Below are 23830 nucleotides of genomic sequence, written 5' to 3'. Positions count from 1 at the left end.
CCGGCCCCGCCGGCGGGCCTCTCTCCTCGGCGGGAGGCTTGGGGATGGTTAGGCACACGAAGGCCGCCGCAATGCACAGCACACCAGCGCTCATCCAGGCCGTGCGATACGTGCCGTCCACAGTCCGAATCCAGCCCGCGAACCAGGCGCCGAGGCCCGCGCCGACCATGTGCGCGGCATACGTCCAGCCAAAGACGATGCCGGAGGCGTGCAGCCCGAAGTGTTGCCGGCATAGGGCCACGGTCGGTGGCACGGTCGCGACCCAGTCGAGGCCGTAGAAGATGATGAACACCCACATCCCCGGTTCGACGCCCGGCGCCAGCAGCGAGTGCACCGTGAACAGCGACAGCCCCCGCAGCGAGTAATAGGCCAGCAAGAGCAAGCGTGCGTCGACCCGGTCGGTGAGCCAACCCGAGGCGATCGTCCCGACGAGGTCGAAGATGCCGACGAGGGCCAGCAGGCTCGCGGCCGTCGTCGCCGGCATCCCGTGATCGTGCGCGGCCGGAATGAAGTGCGTTTGGACCAGGCCGTTGGTGGACCACCCACACACGAAGAAGGTCAGCATCAGCGCCCAGAACGACCACCGACGGCTGGCCTCCCGCAGGGTGCTCAGCGCCGCCCGGACGGGCGAGACCGCCGGCGGGGGGATGGCGGCGGCATCGGGGGAGCCGGGCACTGCGCCATACGGAATGAGACCGATATCTTGCGGCCGGTCGCGCATAAAGAGGTAGATCAGGGCGGCCGTCAGCAGGGCGAGCGTCGCGACGATGCCGGCCGCCCAGCGCCACCCGTAGTTGGTGCTCGTCGCGGCGATCGCGGGTAAGAACAACAGTTGGCCCGTCGCATTGGCGCCGGAGAAGATGCCGATGACCAGGCCACGCCGGGCGGTGAACCAGCGATTCGCCACGATCGCGCCGAGCACGAGCGCGGTCGAGCCGGTGGCCGTGCCGATGACCAAACCCCACAACACCCACAACTGCCAGGGCGACGTCATCACCGTTGTCGCGGCGGACGCGAGCCCGACGATGACCAAGGCAATGGACACCACCCGCTGGGGTCCATAGCGCTCCAAGAGCGCCGCCGCGAACGGCGCAATGCACCCGAACAGCACGAGGTTGAGGCTCACCGCCCCGGCTGTCGTCGCCCGGCTCCAGCCGAACTCGCTCTCGATCGGCTCCATCAGCACCCCGGTCGAGGAGCGGAATGCCGCCGACGCCACGAGGGCGAGCAAGGTCACGACCGCGACGGCGAGCGCCCGCCGGGCGTAGACCGGGGCTTGCGGCCCAGATGAGGCGGCTGTGGTCATTCCTGCATGATGGCACCGAGCCATGACACCCTGCCGATGTGACCGAAAACACCGCTCTCTGCTCACCCGCGACGGCCGAGGAGTTCGCCGCCGAGGCGGATCGTCTCCTGGAGTTCACGAGGGCAGCTGCGGTCCGCGGCGGCTTCGGGTGGCTCGGGGACGACGGCCAAGTGGTGGAGCGGGATCTGCAGTTGTGGATCACGTGCCGGATGACCCACGTCTGCGCGCTCGGCCACCTGCTCGGGCACCCCGGCTTCCTGGAACTCGTCGAGCACGGTGTCGACGCGCTCGGCAAGACCTTCCACGACAGCACCAACGACGGCTGGTATGCCGCGATCAGCCCCGACGGGCGGCACCCCACCGCGCGCGACAAGGAGGCCTACGCCCACTCCTTCGTCATCCTCGCTGGGTCGAGCGCCCAACTCTGCGAGGCCCCAGGCAGCGATGACCTGCTCGCCTCCGCGCTCGCCGTGCACGACCGCTACTTCTGGGACGACGAGGTCGGAATGAGCCGGGAGTCCTTCACCGCGGATTGGCGTCGGGAGGAGACCTACCGCGGGATGAACGCGAACATGCATACGGTCGAGGCGTTTCTCGCGGCGGGGGATGTCACCGGGGACGAGCGGTGGCACGAGCGGGCCGGCCGGATCGTCACGCGCGCCATCGACGGCTTCGCCCGCGACAACGGCTGGCGGATCCCGGAGCATTTCACTCCCGACTGGGAGCCGCTGCTGGAGCACAACCGGGACGAGCCGGCCCACCCCTTCCGACCGTATGGCGCGACCATCGGCCACGCGCTCGAGTGGAGTCGGCTGACCCTCGCCACCGCGACGACGTTGGGTGGCCCGGAGTGGGACTGGGCCACCCCGGCGGCCGTGGCGCTGACCGAGCGGGCGATCGCCGACGGGTGGGCGGTCGATGGGACGGACGGCTTCGTCTATACGACGGACTGGTCGGGTGCTCCCGTCGTGCCCGCGCGGATGCACTGGGTGCTCACGGAGGCGCTCGGCGCGGCCTGGGCCTTGCAGCACGCGACGGGGGAGGCGCGGTGGAGCGCGGAGTTCGAGCGCTGGTGGGCCTACGCGAAGGCGCATCTGCTCGACCGCGTCGGTGGATCGTGGTACGCGGAGCTGGCGCCCGACAACACCCCCGCCGCCGGGACGTGGTCGGGCAAGCCGGACACGTACCACGCGGTGCAGGCCATGTTGCTGCCGCGCCTGCCGCTGACGCCGTCGTTCGCCAGCGCGCTCGCCGCCCGCGCGTGAGGCTTATTGCCCGGCTGGTGAGGGGTTTGTGCGCTGGTGAGGCATTATAGCGCCTCACCAGCGCAGGAAAGCCTCACCACGTCCGCGGAAAGCCTCACCAGCGCAGGAAAGCCTCACCAGCGCAGGAAAGCCTCACCAGCGCAGGTGAGCCTCACCACCCATTTACAGCAGGCTCAACCGCACCCGTATGCCGAGGTGATCCGTCCCGCGGATTGCTAACGTCTCGACGCTTCGCGCCGCCACCTGGCCCCGGATCAGGGCCTGGTCCAGGCCCAGCAGTGGCGGCACCATCCGGTTGGCGGGCCACGTCCGCGGCCAGCCGCTCCCGACGAGATCGGTCGCCTCGCGCAGCCCCGTCCCGTCCATCAGCCGGCGCATCGTCACGTGATCTGGCGTGGAGTTGAGGTCCCCTATGACCACCAGCCGCGCGGCCCTTTCGGCCACTACCGCCTCCCGGATCTGGGCCGCATCGGACAGCCAGCCGCGCCGGCTCGTCAGCGGATTCACCGGGTGACCGGCCACCAGCGTGAACGCGTCCGGCCCACCCGGATCGACCTGCACCAGATACGTCCCGAAGAGGGTGTTCAGGCGGCGCGCCTCGCCTAGCCGCAGCCGCGAATACACCGCCGATCCGTCCGCCCAATTCTCCGCTGTCCCGGTGCGATAGGGGTACGTCTTCGCGAACCCAGCTTGGTTCAACGCGAACTCGGTCGCCAGGTCGTATTCGAGCAGCACCACGATGTCCGCCCCCTCCGCCTGCGCGATCAACTCGTTCGTATCGGCCGCTCCACCAAGCACATTCAGACTCACGATGGTGAGCGGCCGCCCACCCGCGCGCTGATCGTCCGCGAGATAGAACGGCGCGATCCACCACGCGTGCAGCCCGGCCAGCGCGAGCGCGAGCAGCGCGGCCATACCCGTCCGAGCCCGGCGACGCCCACCAAACAACGCCGCCAAGACCAGAGCGACGATCACCCACAACCCCAGGGCGTATGCCGAGAAGGCCGACACGAGCCCGGCCCCCGGGAGTTCTTGGGTCGCCGGGGCGGCCCGGAGCACCGTCAGGACGGTGGCCACCGGGAGGCAGCCGCCGAGCACGAGGTAGGCGAGGCCGCGCCATACCGACGTGCTAGCCACGTCCGGGGGCTTGACGTCAGTGATGCGAGCCAGAACTCTCCGCCTCCAACGCAGCCGCCTGCTTTTCGTACCCGCCGGCGATCTCGTAGCCCACCACCACGATGGCCGGGCCAACGCGATCACGAGCAGGCACACCGTGAGCGACACGTGCGCGGCAGCCGGGCACTGCGCCGCGGCCCGCAACCACTGCACCAGCATCGCCGCGCGCATCACGACGTAGCCGAGCACCATCGTCCGGTTGTCGACGTGCTCCCCACCTTCCAACGAGTGGAAGAACGGCGCCAACCCCAGCGCGAAGATCACGACGCCGATCATTTGCACCATCGTCAGCAGGCGGTACGCCCAGTCGTCGGTGTCGAAGGCGGAGGCGCACCACGCGTAGTTGATCCACGCCCAGGTGATCCCAAAAATAACGAACACGAAGCCGGTCGCGCCCATCGCCCAGTGCCCCGCGGCGACCATGTGCGCCATCTGGTTGCCGGCATTGGCGGGCCACCACAAAGGTCAGGTCGAAAAGCAGTTCCAGCGGGGTGGCCACCCGGGCCTGCTCCTGCGGATCCCGCCCGCTCATCGGGCGCAAGCTCTCGATGCTGTTGGTCGTGTAGATGACCTTGCGCAGGGCTGGCCCGAACGCCAGGAACGGGGTGAACCGGTCCCAGGCGTTCTCCCACGACGCAACGGCGGCGGGGTACTTCTTGCCGAGTGTGGAGTCGGCGAACGTGGCCAGGGCCATGAGCGCGGCGTCCTCGTTGGCGGCGGTGTAGATCGGGCGCAGCATCGCGGCGACGGCCTTGCGGTCGGTGTAGGACACGAACCGCATCGAGGCCCGGATCAGGTGCACCACGCACGTTTGGACCATCGCCTGCGACCAGGTGCCCTCGATGGCCTCGGGGAAGCCGGTCAGGCCGTCGCAGCACACGATCAGCACGTCCTTGACGCCGCGGTTGGCGAGCTCGGCGCACACCGACGCCCAGAACTTCGCGCCCTCGGCGGCTTGGACCCAGATGCCCAGGACGTGCTTGACCCCGTCCATGTCGACCCCGACGGCGATGTGCGCGGCCCGGTTGGCCACGTGCGCCCCGTCGCGGATCTTGACCACGAGCGCGTCGAGGTAGATCACCGGGTAGAACGCCTCGAGCGGGCGGGTCTGCCACGCGGTGACCTCCTCGGCGACCGCGTCGGTGACCTTGCTGATCGTCTCGTGGGACAGCTCGGTGCCCAGCGTGGACGCCAAGTGGTGCTGGATGTCACGGATCGTCATCCCGCCGGCGTACAGGCTGATGATCATGTCCTCCAGCCCGCCCAGGCGGCGGGCGCCCTTGGGCACCAGCGCCGACGCGAACGTGGAGTTCCGGTCCCGAGGCTGGTCCAACGCGATGTCACCGACCTCAGTGGACACCGTCTTCGGGGTGGACCCGTTACGCGAGTTGCCCGACCCCTTCCCGGCCGGGTCGCCCTTGTCGTACCCGAGGTGACCGGTCAGCTCGGCCTCCATCCCCCGCTCGAGGACGGCCTTGATCATCTCCGGCAGGAACCCGCCCTGCCCGGTCAGCGACAGCCCACGCTCATCCGTGGCAGCCATCAACTGGTCCAGCATCTCGTCGGTGAACAACTCCCGACGCAACCGGCGAGCCTCAGGCTCGACAGCGTCCTTCTTCGCTTCCTTGGTCATGCTCACAGTCAAACTCCTTCAGGGTTGGAGACCCCCTCGCTTACACAGACCATCTGATACCCCCCGACGAATCTGGACCCGGCGGCGCCACCACCGCGGCCGCTCGGACAGCCACGCGGTGACGACCGGGCCGCGGCGGCCGTCGACGACGTCGAGGAGGGCGCCGGAGTCCAGGTCGGTGAACACGATCGACCACGGCTCCACGCGCTGCACCGTGTTCGTGTCGGGGTCGCGCAGGTACCGCACGCTGCGGAACCGATGCTCGTCGATCCCGAGGCGTTGCACGTGGCGGGTGTCGACCGCCCGGGTCAAGTCGAGCGTGGAGGCCAACAGCCGCATCACCGTGGGCCACGCCAGGCCGGCCTCGTCGGCGACCCGGGACACCGCCCGCGGCTCGACCCGGCAGGCGGTGATCACCTGCTCGGCGAGCCGGGCGGTGACCCGGGCGCGGGCCGGGACCTGGTCGGTCTGCTCGGTGAACGTCCTCCTCGGACAGGCTGTTTCGGCGCACACATACCGGCGTTTGCGGACCGACACGGCGAGCCGCTCTCCTCCGCAGGTGACGTCCTTGACCTCCTGAACCGGACGCGCCTGAACCCGGGAGGAGAGCACTCCGCAGGCCGGGCAAGCGCCCTCGGTGTCGATGGTCTCGACGACCACCTGCCGCGGGTCGTCACCGACGGCCGCGGTCACGCAGACGACCCGGTAGTCGGGCAGGTTGAACAGAAGCGACGCCGGATCGGCGTCGAACGTAGGCTGGAACACGCTCGCGGTCCTCGCTCTTGGATGTCTCGACAACACCCATGCTGGCGCAGGGCCGCGAGCCCTCGATCAAGGGCCCACCACGCTCAAAGTTGAAGAGCCGGACAGTCGGCACCTGTCGGCTCGGTTGGAGATCGATCTACTCCTCGCCCTGCGCCAGATGATGCACAACGTGCCAGCAGCTGCTCTGTAGCAGAACGGTGCTACCAGCCCCTGCTGCCTTTGCGTTTACCGGGACGGCACCCCGCCCGCTGCTCGTGTCTCCGTGAGCGGATCGCGTTCCGGCGAACGACTGCCCTGCCGGGTCGCAGCGACGGGGTATTACCGACGTTCGACCTGCGTGGCCGCAGCGGGCCGCTACTGGTCGACTTCGGTGAACGCGACAGCGAATCTCGTGGGTCGGGCGTCCAGCCGGTACCGCGGCAGGACGCCGGGGCCGCAGGCGGCGGAGCCGATGCCATGGTGGGCGGCGTCGAGGTTGACCCAGATGCGGTCGCTTGGGCGGAGATCGCTGGCATGCTGGGCGGTCTCGAGGGTCTCGCTGGTCCAGCGCCGGGCGGTGAAGTCGAAGCACGCGAGGCCATTGATCCTCAGTCCGTGTCCGTGCTTGTCGGTGAGGGCCGCCCAGCGGACCTCGGTTCGGTTGCCGTTCTCCTGTGGCATGACGTAGGGGGTCTGGAGGTCCTCGACGGTGCTGGTGAACCGGCCGACCCGCGCGGCCTGCCGGGTGTCTGGGTAGGCTTCGCCGGGACCGCGACCGAACCATTCGATCTTCCCAAGCCTGGCGGGCACCGCAAGGCGGAGACCGAGTCTTGGCAGTGGGACGGGCCAGGTGCCCTCTGGCATGACGACGAGCGACAGGACCAGCATCTGGTCGGCAACGGTCCAGGTGTAGGTCGTCCGCAGCCCGACATCGGTTCCCGCCGGGGCCTCTCGTGCGTGGACTACCACTGCATCATTCTCGGTCAGGACCTCGATCACTCGATGACGCATCCTGTGCAGTCCGAGGTCGCGCCATTGCGCTGCCAGGCCGCCGCCATCCTCAGGAGCCCCGCGGTCGTTATCGGTTGGTGCGCGCCAGACGTCCAACCTCGGTCCCTCCACCTCTAGGGAGCCCAGCGCACGCAGCCGGCCACTGATCGGGTCGAACGCGCCCGGGCCCAGCCTGAGTCCGTTCTCGTCGACCACGGGCGATGCGTGGCGGCGAGGCGGCGGGAGCGGCTGGCCGGGCGACACCGGGATCTGACCCCAGGCCACCTCGTGGCCGGCGGGCGCCCAGTCGGTATCAGCCGCGAGCACGGCCTGTACGGTCAGCCACGATTCGCCGGACCTTGACGGCAACTGCGGGAATGGGAGTTCGACCTCTCGGCCGGGACGGACCGTCGGGACGTCGAGGTGCCCAGCAGCCAGCGGAACGCCCTCCGTCTCCAGCGTCCAGTTGAAAGCCAGGTGCGACAGGGTGCGGAAATCGTAGCGATTCCCGATCAGCAGCGTGCCTGTTGAAGCGTCTGCGCGAATGCGGACCGGCTCGATGACCTTCTTGAGTTCGAGCAGCGCTGGCGACGCGGTGCGATCGGGGAAGATCAATCCGTCGGCGACGAAGTTGCCGTCGTGGACCGGTTCGCCGAAGTCCCCTCCGTAAGCGAAGAACGGCCTACCTTCCGGGGTGTACTGACGCAGGCCGTGGTCGATCCATTCCCACACGAAGCCGCCCTGGCAGCGGGGGTAGCGCTCGAACAGTTCCTGATACTCCGAGAAGCCGCCCGGCCCGTTTCCCATGGCGTGGCCGTACTCGCACAAGATGAACGGCAGGGTACGGCGGCGTGCGTCAAGTGCCGGGTCGCTCAGAGGCTCTTCGGTGCCTTGACCGATCGCTTCGACCTCCGCGTGGTCGGCGTACATGCGGCTGTAGACGTCGACATTGGCGCAGGTCTGATCGCCCTCGTAATGCAGCGGCCGGGATGGATCGCGAAGGCGGGTCCACTGAGCCATCGCTGCCAGGTTCCGTCCGCTGCCGCTCTCGTTGCCCAGCGACCACATGATGATGCTGGGATGGTTCTTGTCGCGCTCGACCATCCGGCGCATCCGGTCCACGAGCGCGTCTTCCCATCGCGGGTCGTCGGCGGGGTTGCCCCGCCACCCGACCCGTTCGAATCCGTGGGTCTCCAGGTCACACTCGTCGATAACGTAGAGGCCGAGTTCGTCGCACAGGTCTAGGAAATGCGGGTGCGGCGGGTAGTGACTGGTGCGCACCGCGTTCAGATTGTGCGCTTTCATCATTGTCACGTCGCGGCGCATTAGCTCCCCGGAGACCGTTCTGCCGTGGTCGGTATCGAATTCGTGCCGGTTGACCCCGCGTAGCAGGATTGGGCTTCCGTTGACCTTCAGCAGCCCGTTTTCGACGACCACGGTGCGGAATCCGATTCGGACTGGCACCCGTTCGCCATGGGTCGCCAGCGTCCCGTGGTAGAGCCGCGGCACCTCGGCGCTCCACGGCTCAACCCGGTCGATGCGCGCCGTGTCACCGGTCGCGATATCGAGTGCCAGTTCGGGGACGACCAGCCTGGCGGGCGCGCTGGCCTCGATACGCAACGAACCTTGCCCAGTGACGTGGTCGTACCCGGTATGCACGAAGAAGTCATCCAGTGAGGCTGTCGGCCTGGCCAGCAACGCGACGTCGCGGAAGATACCCGAGAGCCACCACATGTCCTGATCTTCTAGATACGAGCCGGCGGACCATTGGTGCACGCGTACGGCGAGCACGTTCTCGGCACCGGGTCGTAGCAGTGCGCCCACGTCGAACTCGCTCGGGAGTCGACTGCCCTGGGCGGAGCCGATTTCCTCGCCGTTGAGCCAGGCCCGCAGGCAGGAGTCGACCCCGCCGAATCTCAGTATCGCGTCGAGACCGGCCCACTCGTCTGGGACAGCGAAGGTGCGCCGGTAGTCGCCGGTCGGGTTCTCATCCGGCACGTGGGGTGGCTCGACGGGGAACGGATACCTCACATTGGTGTAAGCCGGGGCGCCGTAGCCGTGGAGTTGCCAGTGTGATGGCACCGGTAACCGGTCCCAGCGGGTGTCGTCGTACGTCGGGGCCACAAAGTCCAGGGAGGCGCCGATCCGCTCCGAAAACCGGAATGCCCACTGACCGGCCAACGACAGCTGTGGTGCGTCGGAGGCGAACCAGGCGCGAGGATCACGCGTGCCTCGGTTCGGTTCCACTACGCCGTCGCGGGTTTCGAGAGGCCAGGTTTGCCGGTGCGGATCATCCCTTGACGCCACCAGCACCCAGTCCGCCTCGCCAGTATCGCTGCAGCATCAAGAAGGCGGCGATGATGGGCACGACCGACAGCAGTGCCCCGGTGAGCACTGCTGTTGCGAGCGTGGGGTCCTGCTGGGTCTGAGAATTCCAGGAATACAGGCCCAGCGTCATCGGGAACAGCTTCCGGTCGACCAGCATGATGAGCGGCAGGAAGAAGTTGTTCCAGATGACGACGAACTGGAACAGGAAGATCGTCACCAGCGCCGGCTTCATCAGCGCAGTCGCCATCATGAGGAAGATCCGGAACTCGCCCACACCGTCCAGGCGCGCGGCCTCGATCAGGGCATCGGGCACGGAGGCCGATGCGTAGATCCGGGACAGGTAGACGCCGAACGGGCTCACGAGGCTGGGCAGCAGCACCGACCAGTAGGTATTCGTCAGCCCGACCGCCGCGAAGATCAAGAACAGCGGCAGGGCAAGGGCGGTTGCCGGCACCAGCACTCCGGCGAGGATTGTGTTGAAGGTGGCCTCACGGCCACGGAACTCATATTTGGCCAGTGCATAGCCGGCCATTGCGGCGATGACCGTCCCGATGGCGGCGCCCACCCCGGCGTACAGCACGCTGTTGAGCAGCCACCTCCAGAAGATGCCGCCGTCGCGGTTCACGGTGTCTGAGACATTCGTACCGAGCTGGAAGTGGGAGAACCACAGACCGGGAGTGGTTGTCAGGTCGCCGCGGTTCTTGGATGAGGCGACGAAGAGGTACCAGAGGGGCAGCATGAAACACGCCATGGCCGTGAACATGACCGCGACCGGCAGCACCGATTCGAGCGGGCCTCGTTTCCACTTCTGCGTCGGCTGGGGGGCGGTCCCCACGGAGGTGCTCATGAGTTCTCCCATCGTTGGGTGAGCCTGAGGAAGACGAACGACAGCACAGCCGTGGCCATGGCGAGCAAGAACGACACGGCCGCGGCGTAGTTGTAGGCGTTGCCCGACGCGGCCGTGAAGGCCAGGAGGTTAGGTGTGTAGGTGCTGGAGATGCTCGTCGAGATGCTGCGCAGCACCTGCGGTTCCGCGAACAGCTGCAAGGTTCCGATGATGGAGAAGACCCCGGTCAGGATGACCGAGTCGCGGATCAGCGGGATCTTGATCCGCAGGGCGGTCTGCCACGCGTTGGCGCCGTCGATGCGTGCGGCTTCGTAGATGTCCTGGTCGATCGCTTGGAGGTTGGAATACATGATCAGCATGTTGTATCCGGCGTACGTCCAGGTCACGATGATAGCGATGGACCACAGCACCCATGTGTTCCCGAGGAAGTCGATGGGAATCAGGTCGGCGACCGGGCCGAGGCCAGGTGTGAACAGGAAGCCCCACACGATGGCACCGATCACTACTGGGACGGCGTACGGGACGAAGTAGGTGAGTCGGAAGAAGCGCTTGAAGCGTGCGCTTCTAGAGTCGAGCAGGAGGGCGAAGGTCAGCGCAATGACCAGCATCGCCGGCACCTGGATGAACCCGAACAGCAGCACTCGCCCCACGCTCGCGATCAAGGCGGGGTCCTTGAGTGCCTGACCATAGTTCGACAGTCCACCCCATGCGTCTTCGGCGGGACCGAACGCACCCTTACGCGTGGTCACGAAGAAGCTGCGCACGAACGCGTAGCAGATCGGCACGATGTAGAACAGCAGGAAGAGGATTGCGAACGGAGAGAGGAGCCCGACGATCGCTCGCCGCTCGGCCCTCCTAGAAGGGTTTTCACTGCGGGCAGGGCGACCGGACGGGCCGCTGGCGTGGTTGCTGCCGCTCTCGGTCGTGTCGAGGCTCATTTGGGCTCCACCTCCAGTGCTTGTAGGCGCATCGCTGTGATGGTGTCCTCCTGCGCCCCAACCAGGGCCTCAGACAGGGTGGAGTCCCCGCCGAGAGCAGCGCCGAAACCGTCGGCGAGCGACGCGTAGGTCTGGGTCATCGTCGGACTCCAGATGAAATCGGGGTCAACGTTATCGGCGGCTTGTGCGAAGACATCGAAGATGTGCTGACCTCCGTAGAACTGCGAAGGCTGTTTCAGGAACGGCAGGTCGAGCCCGGCCCTGGTCGCTGGGTATAGCCCGCCGTTCTGGTTGAGCAATTTCAGCGAATCGGGGTCGGTGTTCAGCCAGAGGGCAAATTGGGCCGCCTCGTATGGGTGGTCGCTGCCACGCAGAACTGCCGTGCTTGAGCCTCCCCAGTTGGCTGCCGTGTGCTCGCCGTCCTTCCAGGTCGGCATCGGCGCCAGCGCCCACTTGCCTGAGGTCGTGGGGACGTTGCTGGCCAGGGTGGCATTCCCCCAGACCGCGCTGACCCACGTGAGCAACTTGCCGTCGGCGAGTGCCTTGTTCCACTGCTGGGAGAAGCCCTGCATGTTGGCCACCAGGCCGCGATCGATCAGGTTCTGCCAGTATTTCGCGACCTCCTCCGTCGGCGCGTCATCGATGTTGACTAGCCACTTGTCTCCGTCGATTTGTGCCCACCGCGCGCCGTTCTGGGATGCTAGGCCAGCGAACCAGCCGGTGTCGCGCTGCGGAAAATGGGTGATCTGGACCGTGGGATCCTGTTTGTGTACTGCCTCGGCGACGGCTGCGAACTGCGCCCAGGTCTTGGGTACTTCGACGCCGTACTTCTCGAACAGATCCTTGCGGTAGAACATCGCCATCGGACCGGTGTCCTGGGGGATGGCGTAGACGCCTGTGTTTCCGAAGGTCACCTGCTTCCAGGCGAAGTCGAAGAACTGGTCGCCGGTGTCCGTCTTCAGGCAGTGCGAGATGTCGCGCAGCCCCTGTTGCAAGCGGAAACTGGGCAGGGTGTCGTACTCAATCTGGGCCAAGTCGGGTTCGTTCCCGGCCTTCAGTGCGTTCGACAGGTTCTGGTATGTGCCCTGGTTGCCGCCGGGCACGGTATTCAGCTCAACCTGGACCTTCGGGTGCTGCGCGTTCCAGAGGTCGACGGCGTCATCGATGCCTGGAACCCAGGACCAGAATGACAGTTTCACGGCCCCCGTGGAGGGTTCGCACGCCGTCGAAGCCGCTTGAGGGCCCGCTCCGCTGCACCCGGCTACTGCCAAGGATAGGACGAGCGCGGTGCCAACTGCTCTCAGGCGCCCAGGTCGAATCCCGGTGCCAACAATTCTGTTCCCCCGTTCGCTCTTCACGTGGGTCGCCCTGACTGGTGAGGGTTTGACGAATCATTGGCTTCGCGCATCGAGTCCGCGTCGCCCAATGCGTGAGGAAGGGGCCGCTGTGAGTCAGTCCGTGAATGTCGGGCGATCGGCCGGAGCACACGATCGGCGCTCACCGCTGTCGTGCCAACGGGGGGGCAGTGGGTCAGGAACGTGGGGCCCACGGGTGATCCAGGATCGAGACTGTTCGGTCGAGACGACACGGCACAACACCTCCAAGTCGGGTGCGGACCGCGAGCATCGAGCCCGTTGCCTCACCATTGGGACATAGCACGCACAGTACCATAAACCGTGCAGATGACCTAGTTTGACGCGCAGAACGGAATCGAAATGTCAGAGGTACGGCGGGGGCCTTACGCCAAGACGGCTGAGCGCCGTCAGCAAATTCTTGACGCTGCCCTCCAAGTGTTCGCGTCGCGCGGCTATCAAGCCGGCTCGATGCGGGAGGTGGCCAGGGTCGCGAACATGGGGCTTTCCACTCTCATGCACCACTTCAACAGCAAGGAAGACCTGCTGCTGGCACTCCTTGAAAGACGGGACGCCGACAGCCCCGGGCAGCGCACCGGCACCGGCGACCTCATCGCCGATGTGCTTTCCCAAGCGCGGTGGAACCAGACCATCCCCGAGTTGATCGCGCTGTACACGGTGCTGTCGGCAGACTCCATCACAGACGGTCATCCGGGACGCGACTACTTCACTGAGCGATTCACCACGGTCCGGCGGGGATTCCAGGAGGAGTTCGAGAAGCTCCGAGACGCAGGACGCCTGCGATCAGGCGTCGATCCCCGGCTCGCGGCAGGCTGTATCACCGCGTTGTGGGACGGGATCCAGCTGCAGTGGCTACTGCAGCCCGACGAGATCGACGTCGTCGCCTACCTGAAGGCTTTCCCTGAACTCATCACCCACCCTGCGGAAGGAACTGTCAGCTATCAGGGGTGACGGGTCTTGTGCCCACAACATGACCAGCCTGCTCCATGCGATGGGAAGGTCTCCCGACTCTTAGCCTCGATCCACCGATGGGCAGGGTGGCAGTGGGCTGAGGAGGCGCGTCGGAGCATGAGAATGCCCCTGTGTGGCAACAGAATTGGAGTTCTTCACGCTTCAGTTCGTCACACACGCAAGGGGCATCTCGTAGGTGAAACTCTCTCACACCCTCACAGCGACCTCAGCGGTCTTCGACGACCCGAATCTCGTGTCGGCCGCCGGGTTGGTTCCGGCCCTGGCCCTGGCTGATCGGGCGGGGCTGCGGCGCCTTGCGGATGAGCCTCTGAGCGTCCCGGGCGACAAGGGCGCCAACGCCGGGTTGAAGGTCGCCTCGCTCGTGGCGGGCATGGTCGCCGGCGCCGACTCCATCGACGACATGGCGCTGCTGCGGCACGGCGGGATGGGTCGGGTCTTCGCCCGGGCGTACGCGCCGTCGACGTTGGGGTCGTTCCTGCGCGCGTTCACGTTCGGGCACGTCCGCCAGCTCGACGCGGTCGCCTCGAGGTTCCTCACCAACCTGGCAGCGCAGGGCGGCCAAGCCGCGCCGGTCCTCGGCGACGGCACCGCTCGGGTGTTGGTCGATGTCGACGACACCATCATCGAGGTCCACGGCCACGCCAAGCAGGGCGCCGGGTTCGGCTACTCCGGGGTCCGCGGCCTGAACGCACTGCTGGCCACCGTCACCACGACGAACTCGGCACCGGTGATCGTGGCGCAGCGGCTGCGCAAGGGCTCGTGCGGGTCCCCGCGCGGAGCAAAACGGCTGGTCGCCGACGCGCTCAAGACCGTGCGCACACTGCACCCCGCCGACGTGAAGCCGCTGCTGCAGGCGGCCATGGGCGGCGCGGAGGGTGGGAAGCGGCATACGAACCTCAGGCGGGGTGGTGTCGGGAAGAGGAGAACTGGACCATTGTCCAAGATCGGTGCGCGAGCCCGAACCTCACGGACCGGGGGAGGCTCCCACGACGACGTCGACGGCGAGGCCCCGGTGATCCGAGGTCGGGGCTGGCAGGGTTCGGATCGCGGTGGGAACGACGGCGCCCCCGACGAAGGCTTGGTCCAGGGGCAAAATCGGCGGTATGGCCGTGTCGGCCGGCCACGTCGGCAGCCACCCGGCGCCGAGGTCGTCAGAGACGGAGGTGAGCCCGGCCCGCGCGCGGATCGTCCGGACGGTCAGGTGGTCGGGGGTGGCGTTGAAGTCACCGATCACGAGTAGGGGGCGCCCGCGATACCGGGCGGCGGCGTCAGCGATCCGGTTCCCGTCCGCGCGCCAGCCCCGAGCGCCGAGCAGGGGAGTGATGGCGTGCGCGCTCAACAGCACCAGCGGCTGCCCGGTCGGCGGCTTCACCTCCACGACGTGACCGCCCAGATAGAGGTCGAGATCCTCGAGTTCGGTCAGGGGGAATCGGGAGTAGATCTTCAGCCCCGGCGCCCGATCGGGATCGGAGCGACCTACGCGATAGGGGTAGCGGTCCGCCCAGCCGAGCGTCTCGACATACGCCTCGGTCTCCGGGTCGAGTTCGATCAGGATGACGACATCGCGGTCGGCGGTGTCCTCGGACAGCCGCGCGATGTCAGCCTTGCCGCCGAGAATGTTGATCGAGGCGACCTTGACTGTGGTGCCAGTGGGGGTGGTGCTGTCGCGGGTGGTGCCGACAGTGGATTGCGGGGCGTTCGGGATGTAGTACGGCAGAACCCAACTGAGCTGTATGACGAGTCCCACCACTGCGAGCGCCACGACGAGTTGGCGACGGCGGCGGACGGGGCTGCGCAGCGCCACCACGACGACGACCAGCCAGGCGAGGATGCCGAAGGGGACGAAGGACGCGGCCTCGGCCAGAAAAGGCACCAGTTGCAACGCGGGGATGAGCCGCAGCAGCATCAAGAACAGGCCGACGAGCGCGGCACCGGCGAGGACGACGCGGCCGAGTCGGCGTCGGGTGGGCGAACCGCCCGTGCCTGACGTGCTGCCCGTGCCCGAGTCGCCGCCCCTGCCCGAGGCGCCGCCCCTGGCCGGGGTTCCGAGCGTGCCCGATGTCACGCCGGTGAGGATACGGCGGCAGCCTTAGGGTGCTCGCATGCCTGCCGAGATCAGCTGCGAGATCGCCGACCACATCGCCTTCGTTCGACTGAACCGGCCGGAGAAGCTCAACGCCCTTAACCTGCCCATGCTGCGCGGGTTGGTGTCCACGGCGCACTCATTGAAGTCCGATCGCTCATTGCGCGCCGTCGTCCTGTCCGGCATGGGGCCCGCGTTCTGCGCCGGCATCGACCTTGGGGTGTTGGCGGGCGGCCTCGGCGCGTTCGGGGCGAGCTTTGTGACTCGGCCCGGTCGGGGAACCAACACCTTCCAGGAAGCCTGCTGGGCGTGGCGGCGCGTGCCGGTTCCGGTCATCGCCGTCGTGCATGGGCATTGCTACGGCGCGGGACTGCAACTCGCCCTCGGCGCGGACTTCCGCGTCTCCACCCCCGACGCCAAGTGGGCGGTCATGGAGGCCAAGTGGGGCCTGGTGCCCGACATGAGCGGGGTCCGGTCGCTGGCCCAGGTCGTCGGCATCGATACCGCCAAGGAGTTGACCATGACGGCCCGCACGCTGACGGGCGAGCAGGCCCGCGACCTCGGCCTGGTCACCCGAGTCTCGACGGATCCGCACGTCGCGGCGGGCGAGTTGATCGACGAGATCCTCACGCGCAGCCCGGATTCGGTCGCGGCGACGAAGCGGCTCTTCGAAGCGACGTGGCCCGGCTCGTCGCGGCGCGCCTTCGCCCGGGAGCGCATCGAGCAGGCGCGCCTGCTGCTGGCCAAGAACACCCGAATCGTGCGCGCGGCGAGCGCCAGCAAGACCACCCCGGAGTATGCGCCGCGGGCGCGCTGACCCGAGCCCACCCAGCCGAGCCCACCCCACCCCAACCACCCCACCCCAGCCACCCCAGCCGAGCCATCCACCCCATCGGAGCCATCCACCGGACTAACTCACCCAGCCCACCTGAGAGGGGCGCGAGCCTAGGATCGGCGCCATGGAGTTCCGCTCGGCATACGCCCATGGTTTTGCTCGGATCGCGGCCGTCACCCATCCCGTGGTGTTGGCCGACCCGCAGGCGAATGTCGATGCGACCCTCGCCCAGGCCCGCGAGTGTCACGACGACGGCGTTGCGCTGGCGGTCTTTCCCGAGTTGGGGTTGTCGGGTTATTCGTTGGAAGACCTCTTCCTGCAAGACCCGGTGCTCGACGCGGTCGAGGCGGCGTTGGCGCGGCTCGTCGAGGGCACCCGCGAGTTGCTGCCTGTCCTGGTGGTCGGTGCGCCCCTTCGCAAGGGCAACCGAATCTTCAACTGCGGCATCGTGATTCATCGCGGTCAGATCCTCGGGGTCGCACCCAAGTCCTACCTGCCGACGTATCGCGAGTTCTACGAGCGGCGCCACTTCGCCCCCGGTGACGATCAGCGGGGCGCCTCGATCACGATCGGCGGGCAGTCCGTCCCGTTCGGCCCCGACCTGATCTTCGCGGCGCGGGATGTGCGCGGACTGACCGTTCACGTCGAGGTCTGTGAGGACATGTGGGTGCCGATTCCCCCGAGTGCGGAGGCGGCGCTGGCCGGTGCCGCCGTGCTGGTCAACCTCTCCGGCAGCCCGATCACGATCGCGAAGTCGTACGACCGCAAGCTCCTGTGCGAGTCGGCCTCGTCGCGGTGCAACGCGGCATACATCTATTCCGCTGCGGGAGAAGGCGAGTCGACGACGGACCTGTCCTGGGACGGGCAGACGATGATCTATGAGATGGGGGGGATGCTCGCCGAGACCGAGCGCTTCCCCGAGGGGCCGCGCCGCTCCGTCGCCGACATCGACCTCGACCTGCTGCGGCAGGAGCGGATGCGACAGGGCACCTTCGACGACAACCGCCGGGCGTATGCCGAGCGCACCGACTATCGGCACGTCGAGTTCGATCTTGACCCGCCGATGGCCGATATCGGGTTGCGTCGCAAGGTGGATCGTTTCCCCTTCGTTCCCGACGAGGAGGAGCGGCTCGCTCTTGATTGCTACGAGGCCTACAACATCCAGGTGTCCGGGCTGGGACAGCGACTGCGTTCGATCGGCCAGCCCAAGATCGTGATCGGGGTGTCCGGCGGGCTCGACTCCACCCACGCGCTGATCGTGGCCGCCAAGGCGATGGATCGGCTGGGCCGCCCGCGCACGGACATCCTGGCCTACACGATGCCCGGGTTCGCCACGACCGAGCACACCAAGAACAACGCCACCTTGCTGTCCGAGGCCCTGGGGGTGTCGTTCGAGACTCTCGACATTCGCGCCGCGGCGACGCAGATGCTCAAAGACATGAACCACCCGTTCGGCCGGGGCGAGGAGGTTTATGACGTGACCTTCGAGAACGTCCAAGCGGGGCTGCGCACGGACTACCTGTTCCGGCTGGCGAATCACCACGGCGGCATCGTGCTGGGCACGGGCGACCTATCCGAGTTGGCGCTGGGCTGGTGCACGTATGGCGTCGGCGATCAGATGTCGCACTATGGCGTCAACAGCGGTGTCCCGAAGACCTTGATGCAGCACCTGATCCGGTGGGTGGCGACGTCGCGTCAGTTCGACGACGGGGTTGGCGGGATCCTCACCTCGATCCTCGACACCGAGATCTCCCCCGAACTCGTGCCCAGCAAGGAGGGGGAGAAGCCGCAGAGCACGGAGGACAGCATCGGCCCGTATGCGCTGCAGGACTTCACGCTCTATCACGTGCTGCGCCGGGGCTTCTTGCCGAGCAAGATCGCCTTCCTGGCGGTGCACGCCTGGGCCGACCCGGCGGTCGGGGAGTGGCCGCCGAACTATCCGGCGGATAAGAAGGTCGGCTACGACCTCGCCACGATCCGGCGGTGGATGCAGCTTTTCGGGAAGCGCTACTTTGCCAATCAGTTCAAGCGATCCGCGCTGCCCAACGGCCCCAAGGTGATTCGCGGAGGCTCGCTGTCGCCGCGTGGCGACTGGCGGATGCCGTCGGACGTCTCGGCCAAGGTGTGGCTCGCCGAGTTGGACCGGATCCCGCCCGCCTGACAGGACTGTCTGACTACCTCCGCCCGGCAACCCCCGCCCTGCAACGTCCGCAGAAGGTCCGCGGGGACCAGCCCGCGGGGATCAGTCGGACGGGCGCGCGTGGAGCCAGGGGCGTTCGAGGTCGAAGCTGCGCCCGCTCATCTCGGTCGGGATGATCTCGACGACAACCATCTTGTCGGTGTGTACCCACGGCCGCAGCGGCAGGCTCTCGACGGCGTCGGCCTCGCTGCGCTCCAGCGCGCGCGCTCGGCCGCGCAGGACCACGCTCGTGGCATTCGTATCCGAGAACTCATCAACCTCGAAGGCCACGTCGTCATTCATCGTCACGGCGAGGAGCTTGTTGCCCTCGGACGTGCGGAAAAGCAGCCGAGCGCGGCTATCCGAGACGTAGTTGATCGGCGTGATGTGCACCTCGCCGATCAAGTGGAACGCCAACCGGCCGAACTCATGGGCCTCCAAGAAGTCCCAGCTCTGCTCGTCGTCCAGCACGTGGATCGGGTTCTCGTCGTCGAACATGGCCATCCCTTCAGTGCTCGCCTTCAGTGCTCGCCTTGAGTACAAGGAGGGGGATACCCGGAGCGGGTGAACCCCATCACTGTGACCTCCAACTTAGCCGGGTCGGCGGGACCCGTCTTGTGAGTCTTACCTCAGGGGCCTATCCGCCGGACCCCGCGATCGTGACATCCGTGCCGCGCAGGGTGGCTCGAAAACCATTGGGCCCCACGGTGACCGCGGTGAGCCGCAATCCCGGTGGCAAACCCTCGATGCTCTGCTCGATCGTGACGAGCTCACGGGCCGCCTGCGAGATGGCGTCGTTGATGAAGCCCGGCAAACCCACGTCGATCGACACCGGAGTGATCAGCAAGTTGCCGCCCACCGCGCTGACCTTCCCGGTCGCTCGGATGCTCGCCTTGACGCCGAGAACTTCGGTGCTGCGACGCACCCCGGCGAGGCCACCGCCCGCGTCATACAGCACCACACCGTGTCCGACCTGCTGCGCCGCCACCTCGAACGGCAAGGTCGCCTGCAGATTGACCTCGCCGACCCGTAGCCCACCCGAAGTCACCCGCACATTCGTCCCCGTCGCGTGGACGTCACGCAACGGGCCATCCGGGGTGATCAGCGAGGACGACGACAGATCCACGTCGCCCAGCCACGTCTCGGTGGGGCCGAGATCGGCGGGCGGCGGACTCGGGCGCACCCCAGGACCCAGCGGCGCCTCGCGCGGGATGGTCGTCCCCGCCCGCCCCGCGGACGACAGCCACCAGGTGCCCGCCCCGATCACAAGAACGAGCATGGTCGCCATCCCGGCGAGGAAACGCCGCATACCGTATGCCGCTTAGCTCGCCTCGGGCGCCGAACTCGCCTCTGCCCCAGAGCCATTGGGCGCCGAGCTCGCCTCTACCCCGGAATCTTCAGACGCCGAGCTCGCCTCTGCCCCGGAACCTTCAGACGCCGAACTCGCCTCGGGCGCAGACCCGACGGCCTCGGTGCGGATGGTGAAGTTCTGCGCGCGAAGCCGATCGGCCAGGGCTTCCCCGATCGCCGTCGCTGGCGTCAGGACACCGGCCATGGGCGGCAGGTCGTCGAAGGCAAGGCTGAGCGCGGCCTCGCCCAGCATGATCGCCGTGCCCGAATAGCCCGGGTCGGCCTTCGCGCCGAAGATCGTCCGATAGCGCGCGCCGCTCGTGGTGGCCGCATCGATCTCCATCTTGAAGCGACCGTTCTTCTGGGCCTCGGGGCTCGGCCCCTCGCCCGGCTTGGGCAGGACGTAGCCGAGGAGGGAGCGGGTGGCGGGAATCCGCATACCTCCGACGACGCCGAGCAGGCCGGCCGTGAAGCCGGTCGCCATCACCGGTGAGGTGAGGGAGGTGCCGAAGTCCATGACTTCCTGGTAGCGGAAGCCGCGGCCGTAGGCGTGCCCGAGGAGGGCGTTGCTGCGGCGCACGATGCGGGTGTTGAAGGCGGCCATGACGAACGGACCGAGCCAGTGGCCGTCAGCGGAGCGGCGCACCGGCGCCGACGTCACGAGCCCCTTGACGACATCGAGCGGGCCGGTGGCCTTGGCCTTCTTGCGCTTGCCGCTGGACGGCTCGGCGCTTCGGTCAGGGCTGAGGCCATAGGGGTCGTTGACGATTTTCGCGCTCGCCGGATCGGCCATCTCGATGGCCTGCTGCCGCATCGAGTCGATCGTCCCGCCGCTGAACCCGCCGCGCAGGCTGCGGACATAGAGCGTGGTCTGGGTGAGCTCGCCGGCGCCGTCCGCGCGGGCCTGCTCGGCGGTGAGCCAGACGCCGAGGTCGGAAGGGATGGAGTCGAAGCCGCACGCGTGGGTGATCTTGGCCCCGCTCGCCTTGGCGACCTCGTGGTAGCTGTCGGCGCTTTCGCGCACAAACAACACCTCGCCGGTCAGGTCGGCGTAGTGCGTGCCCGCCGCGGCGCACGCGGCGACAACCGGGAGGCCGTAGCGGGCATACGGCCCGACCGTCGTGACGATGACCTTGGTCGACTCGGCGAGTTCGCGCATGGCCTCGGGATCGCTGGCGTCGGCTTCGACGATCGGCCAGTCGTGGGCGACCGCTGGCAGGGTCGCGCGCACCGACTCGACCTTGGCGCGGGATCGACCGGCCAGCGCGATGCGCGCGCCTTCGGGGGCGTGCTCGGCCAGGTGATTGGCCGTCAGCGCACCGACGAAGCCGCTGGCGCCGAAAAGAACGAGGTCGTATGTCCGTGAGGCCGAGGTCATGCGCGCAGTTTAGGTTGGGCGCATGCCATCGGTGGTTCCGGTCGCCCAGACCGCGCGGATTCTCGCCATCGTCCAGGCCGGCGGGCAGGGCTCGCGGATGGACGTGCTCACCCGGGAGCGGGCCAAGCCAGCGCTGCCGTTCGCGGGGAGCTATCAACTGGTCGACTTCGCGCTGAGCAATCTCGCGCACAGCGGGATCCCCGACGTGTGGGTGTCGGTTCAGTACCAGGCGGGCAGCCTAGACGAGCATCTCGCCGGGGGCCGGCCGTGGGACTTGGACCGGACGCGCGGTGGCTACCGGCGGCTGGTGCCCGAGGAGGGGGATGCGGACTCGCTGGGTGGGTTCAGCACCGGCAACGCCGACAACCTGATGCGGATCGCGGACGACATCGCCTCGGTCGCTCCGGACGTGGTCGTGGTGACGAGCGCCGATCACATCTTCCGGCTGGACCTGCGCGCGGTCATTGACGAGCACCTGCGCCGCGGCGCCGAGGCCACCATCGTCACCTCCGACGTATCGCTGGAGGAGGCCCGCCACAAGGCGGTGGTCGACGTGGCGCGGGACGGGCGCGTGCGAGGGCTGGCTTACAAGCCGGCCAAGGCCACGCGGCATACGGTCGCCTCGGAGATCTTTGTGTATCGCGCCGACGTCCTCCTGCCGCTGCTCGACCGGCTCCGGCAGGAATTGGCCGACGACGGCGGGCTGGGGGACTTCGGCGAGCACCTGCTGCCGGAGTTGATCGCGCGGGGAAAGACGTATGCCTATGCGATGTCGAGCTATTGGCGCGACCTCGGACGGCCGTCGGTGTATCTGGCCGCCCATCGGGACTTCCTGCTCGGGCGCATCGACGTGTTCGACGACCCGCGCTGGCCGATGCTGACGCGCTTCCCGGAGTTGCCGCCGGCATTCGTGGCCTCGGGGGGTGTGGTGGAGGACGGCTACCTCAGCGCGGGCGTGCGGGTCGCCGGGACGGTGCGGCGCAGCGTCCTCGGTCCGAGCGTGGTGGTCGAGGAAGGTGCTGTTGTCGAGGACAGCGTGTTGATGACGGGCGTATGCGTGCGCGCCGGCGCCCGGGTGCAGGGTGTGGTAGCCGACGATGCTGTGGAGATCGGCGCCCAGGCCCAGGTCGGCAGGGAAATCCCGCGATGGCCCCCGCCGCAGAAGGCCGTGACCCTGCTCGGCCGGGACAGCGTCGTGGGGCCGAACGCCGTGGTAGCGGCGGGCGGCCGGCTGGAGCCGGGCGCATCGGCCTGAGGCCGGGCGCGTCGGCCTTGAGAAGGGTGGGGGATTTTTTCGGGACTCCAACCGGCCCACAGCCCCGCGCATTCGGGTAGGCATTGACCCAGCCCTCGGCGGGGGGGCGCCGGAATGACGACGCGACGACGCGAAGGGAACCGACCATGAGCATGACGCCGGGTGATGACGCACCAGCCACCGATCCGACCCAGCCAACGGAGCAGCCGACCGAGCCAGCCGAGGAGCCGACCGAACTGGCGGGCAGTGTCCCGGAAGGTACGGCCGAGGAACTCAGCGTCGTCGCGCCGGTGCCGACCCCGGCCGACGTAGCCAGCGCCATCGGGGCGAACGCGGCCGCTCCGACGCCGGCGAATGGTTCGACGAGCGAAATCGAGCGTGGGCTCTGAACGCACTCGGGCGACTGATCGCCATACCTCCACAGCAGTTCACGGCCGAGTATTGGGGCAGCCGCCCGCTTCTCACCCGCGCCGCCGACAACCCCAACGCCGGGCACCTTGACCACGGCCTGGGTGCGTTGTTCAGCAATGCCGCGGCCGATGAGTTGCTCTCCACGCGCGGGCTGCGCACGCCCTTCCTGCGCGTGGCCAAGGACGGGCGGACGTATGCCGCGGGCGACTACACCGCGCCAGGGGGAGTCGGGGCCGAGATCGGCGACCAGCTCAGCGACAGCAAGCTGCTCGCGCTCTTCGCCGATGGAGCGACCCTGGTCCTGCAAGGACTCCACCGGACGTGGGCGCCGATCAGCCGGTTCGCCGGGGACCTCGCCGCCGAGCTCGGGCACCCGGTGCAGGTCAACGCCTATGTGACGCCGGCGCAGAACACGGGTTTCAGCGATCACTACGACGTGCACGACGTTTTCGTCGTCCAGATCGCCGGGACCAAGACGTGGCGTATCCGGCCGCCGGTACTCGCCCATCCCCTGCGCACCCAGCCGTGGGAAAACCGCAAGGCCGCCGTCCAGCAGGCGGCGACCCGGCCGCCGCTGATCGAGACGACCCTCCAACCTGGCGACACGCTCTACCTGCCGCGCGGCTTCATTCACGCCGCCAGCGCCCGCGGTGAGGTCAGCACCCACCTGACCATCGGCATCCACACGTGGACCGGTCACCATCTCGGACGCCAACTTCAGTCGTATGCCGCGACGCGCCTCGCCGCCGACCCGCGCGTCCGCGCGT

Annotated in this window: 18 protein-coding genes and 3 pseudogenes; 8 read left to right on the top strand and 13 right to left on the bottom strand. The window is 67.8% G+C overall.

Annotation, left to right across the window (positions count from 1 at the left end):
• Positions 1-1306: MFS transporter (locus BN13_RS14135; RefSeq protein ID WP_084733778.1), on the bottom strand; the 1306-nt coding region annotated here is incomplete at its 3' end.
• Positions 1307-1344: 38 nt separating this feature from the next.
• On the opposite strand from BN13_RS14135, the gene BN13_RS14130 reads away from it, so the two are divergent.
• Entirely contained in the window at positions 1345-2571 is a 1227-nt protein-coding gene (locus tag BN13_RS14130; protein ID WP_053079801.1) for an AGE family epimerase/isomerase, read from the top strand.
• A 162-nt stretch (positions 2572-2733) separates the two neighbouring features.
• Here the strand turns inward: BN13_RS14130 and BN13_RS19710 are convergent, their stop codons facing one another.
• From BN13_RS19710 to BN13_RS14095, 8 genes and pseudogenes are all read right to left on the bottom strand, one after another.
• Positions 2734-3708, bottom strand: a complete 975-nt coding sequence (locus BN13_RS19710) for an endonuclease/exonuclease/phosphatase family protein (protein ID WP_048547895.1) — start codon at positions 3706-3708, stop codon at positions 2734-2736.
• 147 nt (positions 3709-3855) lie between these two features.
• A pseudogene (locus tag BN13_RS18840) lies at positions 3856-4146 on the bottom strand (low temperature requirement protein A); the annotation flags it as partial.
• Positions 4147-4285: 139 nt separating this feature from the next.
• Positions 4286-5380 (bottom strand): annotated as a pseudogene (locus BN13_RS14120) (IS256 family transposase); the annotation flags it as partial.
• A gap of 18 nt (positions 5381-5398) precedes the next feature.
• Complete coding sequence (locus BN13_RS14115) at positions 5399-6145, bottom strand: helix-turn-helix domain-containing protein (protein ID WP_235434059.1); 747 nt, start codon at positions 6143-6145, stop codon at positions 5399-5401.
• A 354-nt stretch (positions 6146-6499) separates the two neighbouring features.
• Positions 6500-9427: a glycoside hydrolase family 2 TIM barrel-domain containing protein gene (locus tag BN13_RS14110; protein WP_235434058.1), complete on the bottom strand. Its 2928-nt coding sequence runs from the start codon at positions 9425-9427 to the stop codon at positions 6500-6502.
• Positions 9405-10289 (bottom strand): carbohydrate ABC transporter permease, encoded by an 885-nt coding sequence (locus BN13_RS14105; protein ID WP_407667874.1) that lies wholly within the window; start codon positions 10287-10289, stop codon positions 9405-9407. Before BN13_RS14105 ends, BN13_RS14110 begins: the two co-directional genes overlap by 23 nt.
• The gene (locus tag BN13_RS14100; RefSeq protein WP_048547888.1) at positions 10286-11227 is read right to left on the bottom strand and encodes a carbohydrate ABC transporter permease; all 942 of its coding nucleotides are present in this window, start codon (positions 11225-11227) and stop codon (positions 10286-10288) included. The genes BN13_RS14105 and BN13_RS14100 overlap by 4 nt, the downstream gene beginning before the upstream one ends.
• Positions 11224-12426, bottom strand: a complete 1203-nt coding sequence (locus BN13_RS14095; protein ID WP_235434057.1) for an ABC transporter substrate-binding protein — start codon at positions 12424-12426, stop codon at positions 11224-11226. Before BN13_RS14095 ends, BN13_RS14100 begins: the two co-directional genes overlap by 4 nt.
• 516 nt (positions 12427-12942) lie before the next feature.
• Between BN13_RS14095 and BN13_RS14090 the strand changes: the two genes are divergently transcribed.
• Positions 12943-13551 (top strand): TetR/AcrR family transcriptional regulator, encoded by a 609-nt coding sequence (locus BN13_RS14090; RefSeq protein ID WP_048547883.1) that lies wholly within the window; start codon positions 12943-12945, stop codon positions 13549-13551.
• Between the two features lie 196 nt (positions 13552-13747).
• Positions 13748-14395, top strand: a pseudogene (locus tag BN13_RS18835) (IS1380 family transposase); the annotation flags it as partial.
• 141 nt (positions 14396-14536) lie between these two features.
• On the opposite strand, the gene BN13_RS14075 reads toward BN13_RS18835, so the two are convergent.
• Entirely contained in the window at positions 14537-15637 is a 1101-nt protein-coding gene (locus tag BN13_RS14075) for an endonuclease/exonuclease/phosphatase family protein (protein ID WP_048547876.1), read from the bottom strand.
• A 37-nt stretch (positions 15638-15674) separates the two neighbouring features.
• Between BN13_RS14075 and BN13_RS14070 the strand changes: the two genes are divergently transcribed.
• Together BN13_RS14070 and BN13_RS14065 are read left to right on the top strand one after the other, a co-directional pair.
• Entirely contained in the window at positions 15675-16472 is a 798-nt protein-coding gene (locus BN13_RS14070; RefSeq protein ID WP_048547869.1) for a crotonase/enoyl-CoA hydratase family protein, read from the top strand.
• Positions 16473-16614: 142 nt separating this feature from the next.
• Positions 16615-18651: an NAD(+) synthase gene (locus BN13_RS14065; protein ID WP_048547866.1), complete on the top strand. Its 2037-nt coding sequence runs from the start codon at positions 16615-16617 to the stop codon at positions 18649-18651.
• 81 nt (positions 18652-18732) lie between these two features.
• Here the strand turns inward: BN13_RS14065 and BN13_RS14060 are convergent, their stop codons facing one another.
• The 3 genes from BN13_RS14060 to BN13_RS14050 form a co-directional block, all read right to left on the bottom strand.
• Positions 18733-19167, bottom strand: a complete 435-nt coding sequence (locus BN13_RS14060; protein ID WP_321162913.1) for a pyridoxamine 5'-phosphate oxidase family protein — start codon at positions 19165-19167, stop codon at positions 18733-18735.
• Between the two features lie 139 nt (positions 19168-19306).
• Entirely contained in the window at positions 19307-19978 is a 672-nt protein-coding gene (locus BN13_RS14055) for an LmeA family phospholipid-binding protein (protein ID WP_048547861.1), read from the bottom strand.
• A 12-nt stretch (positions 19979-19990) separates the two neighbouring features.
• The gene (locus BN13_RS14050) at positions 19991-21397 is read right to left on the bottom strand and encodes a saccharopine dehydrogenase family protein (protein WP_084733777.1); all 1407 of its coding nucleotides are present in this window, start codon (positions 21395-21397) and stop codon (positions 19991-19993) included.
• 22 nt (positions 21398-21419) lie between these two features.
• Between BN13_RS14050 and BN13_RS14045 the strand changes: the two genes are divergently transcribed.
• From BN13_RS14045 to BN13_RS19705, 3 genes are all read left to right on the top strand, one after another.
• Positions 21420-22652, top strand: a complete 1233-nt coding sequence (locus tag BN13_RS14045) for a glucose-1-phosphate adenylyltransferase family protein (protein ID WP_084733776.1) — start codon at positions 21420-21422, stop codon at positions 22650-22652.
• A 146-nt stretch (positions 22653-22798) separates the two neighbouring features.
• A complete protein-coding gene (locus BN13_RS14040; protein ID WP_048547859.1) occupies positions 22799-23041 on the top strand; it encodes a hypothetical protein in 243 nt (80 codons plus the stop codon).
• Between the two features lie 128 nt (positions 23042-23169).
• A partial coding sequence (locus BN13_RS19705; protein ID WP_321162912.1) for a cupin domain-containing protein occupies positions 23170-23830 on the top strand: 661 nt, incomplete at its 3' end.

This window comes from Nostocoides jenkinsii Ben 74 (genome assembly GCF_001046875.1).
Classification (GTDB): Bacteria; Actinomycetota; Actinomycetes; order Actinomycetales; family Dermatophilaceae; genus Nostocoides_A; species Nostocoides_A jenkinsii.
The sequence above is the reverse complement of the archived record's forward strand: the minus strand, read 5'-3'. Positions and strand labels throughout refer to the sequence as shown.

Excerpts from the sequence above, each read along its gene's own strand:
- BN13_RS14050 (WP_084733777.1), bottom strand. The coding sequence starts at position 21,397 with ATGACCTCGGCCTCACGGACATACGACCTCGTTCTTTTCGGCGCCAGC.
- BN13_RS14105 (WP_407667874.1), bottom strand. The coding sequence starts at position 10,289 with ATGAGCACCTCCGTGGGGACCGCCCCCCAGCCGACGCAGAAGTGGAAA.
- BN13_RS14100 (WP_048547888.1), bottom strand. The coding sequence starts at position 11,227 with ATGAGCCTCGACACGACCGAGAGCGGCAGCAACCACGCCAGCGGCCCG.
- BN13_RS14065 (WP_048547866.1), top strand. The coding sequence starts at position 16,615 with ATGGAGTTCCGCTCGGCATACGCCCATGGTTTTGCTCGGATCGCGGCC.
- BN13_RS14070 (WP_048547869.1), top strand. The coding sequence starts at position 15,675 with ATGCCTGCCGAGATCAGCTGCGAGATCGCCGACCACATCGCCTTCGTT.
- BN13_RS14040 (WP_048547859.1), top strand. The coding sequence starts at position 22,799 with ATGAGCATGACGCCGGGTGATGACGCACCAGCCACCGATCCGACCCAG.
- BN13_RS14055 (WP_048547861.1), bottom strand. The coding sequence starts at position 19,978 with ATGCGGCGTTTCCTCGCCGGGATGGCGACCATGCTCGTTCTTGTGATC.
- BN13_RS14090 (WP_048547883.1), top strand. The coding sequence starts at position 12,943 with ATGTCAGAGGTACGGCGGGGGCCTTACGCCAAGACGGCTGAGCGCCGT.
- BN13_RS14045 (WP_084733776.1), top strand. The coding sequence starts at position 21,420 with ATGCCATCGGTGGTTCCGGTCGCCCAGACCGCGCGGATTCTCGCCATC.
- BN13_RS14060 (WP_321162913.1), bottom strand. The coding sequence starts at position 19,167 with ATGTTCGACGACGAGAACCCGATCCACGTGCTGGACGACGAGCAGAGC.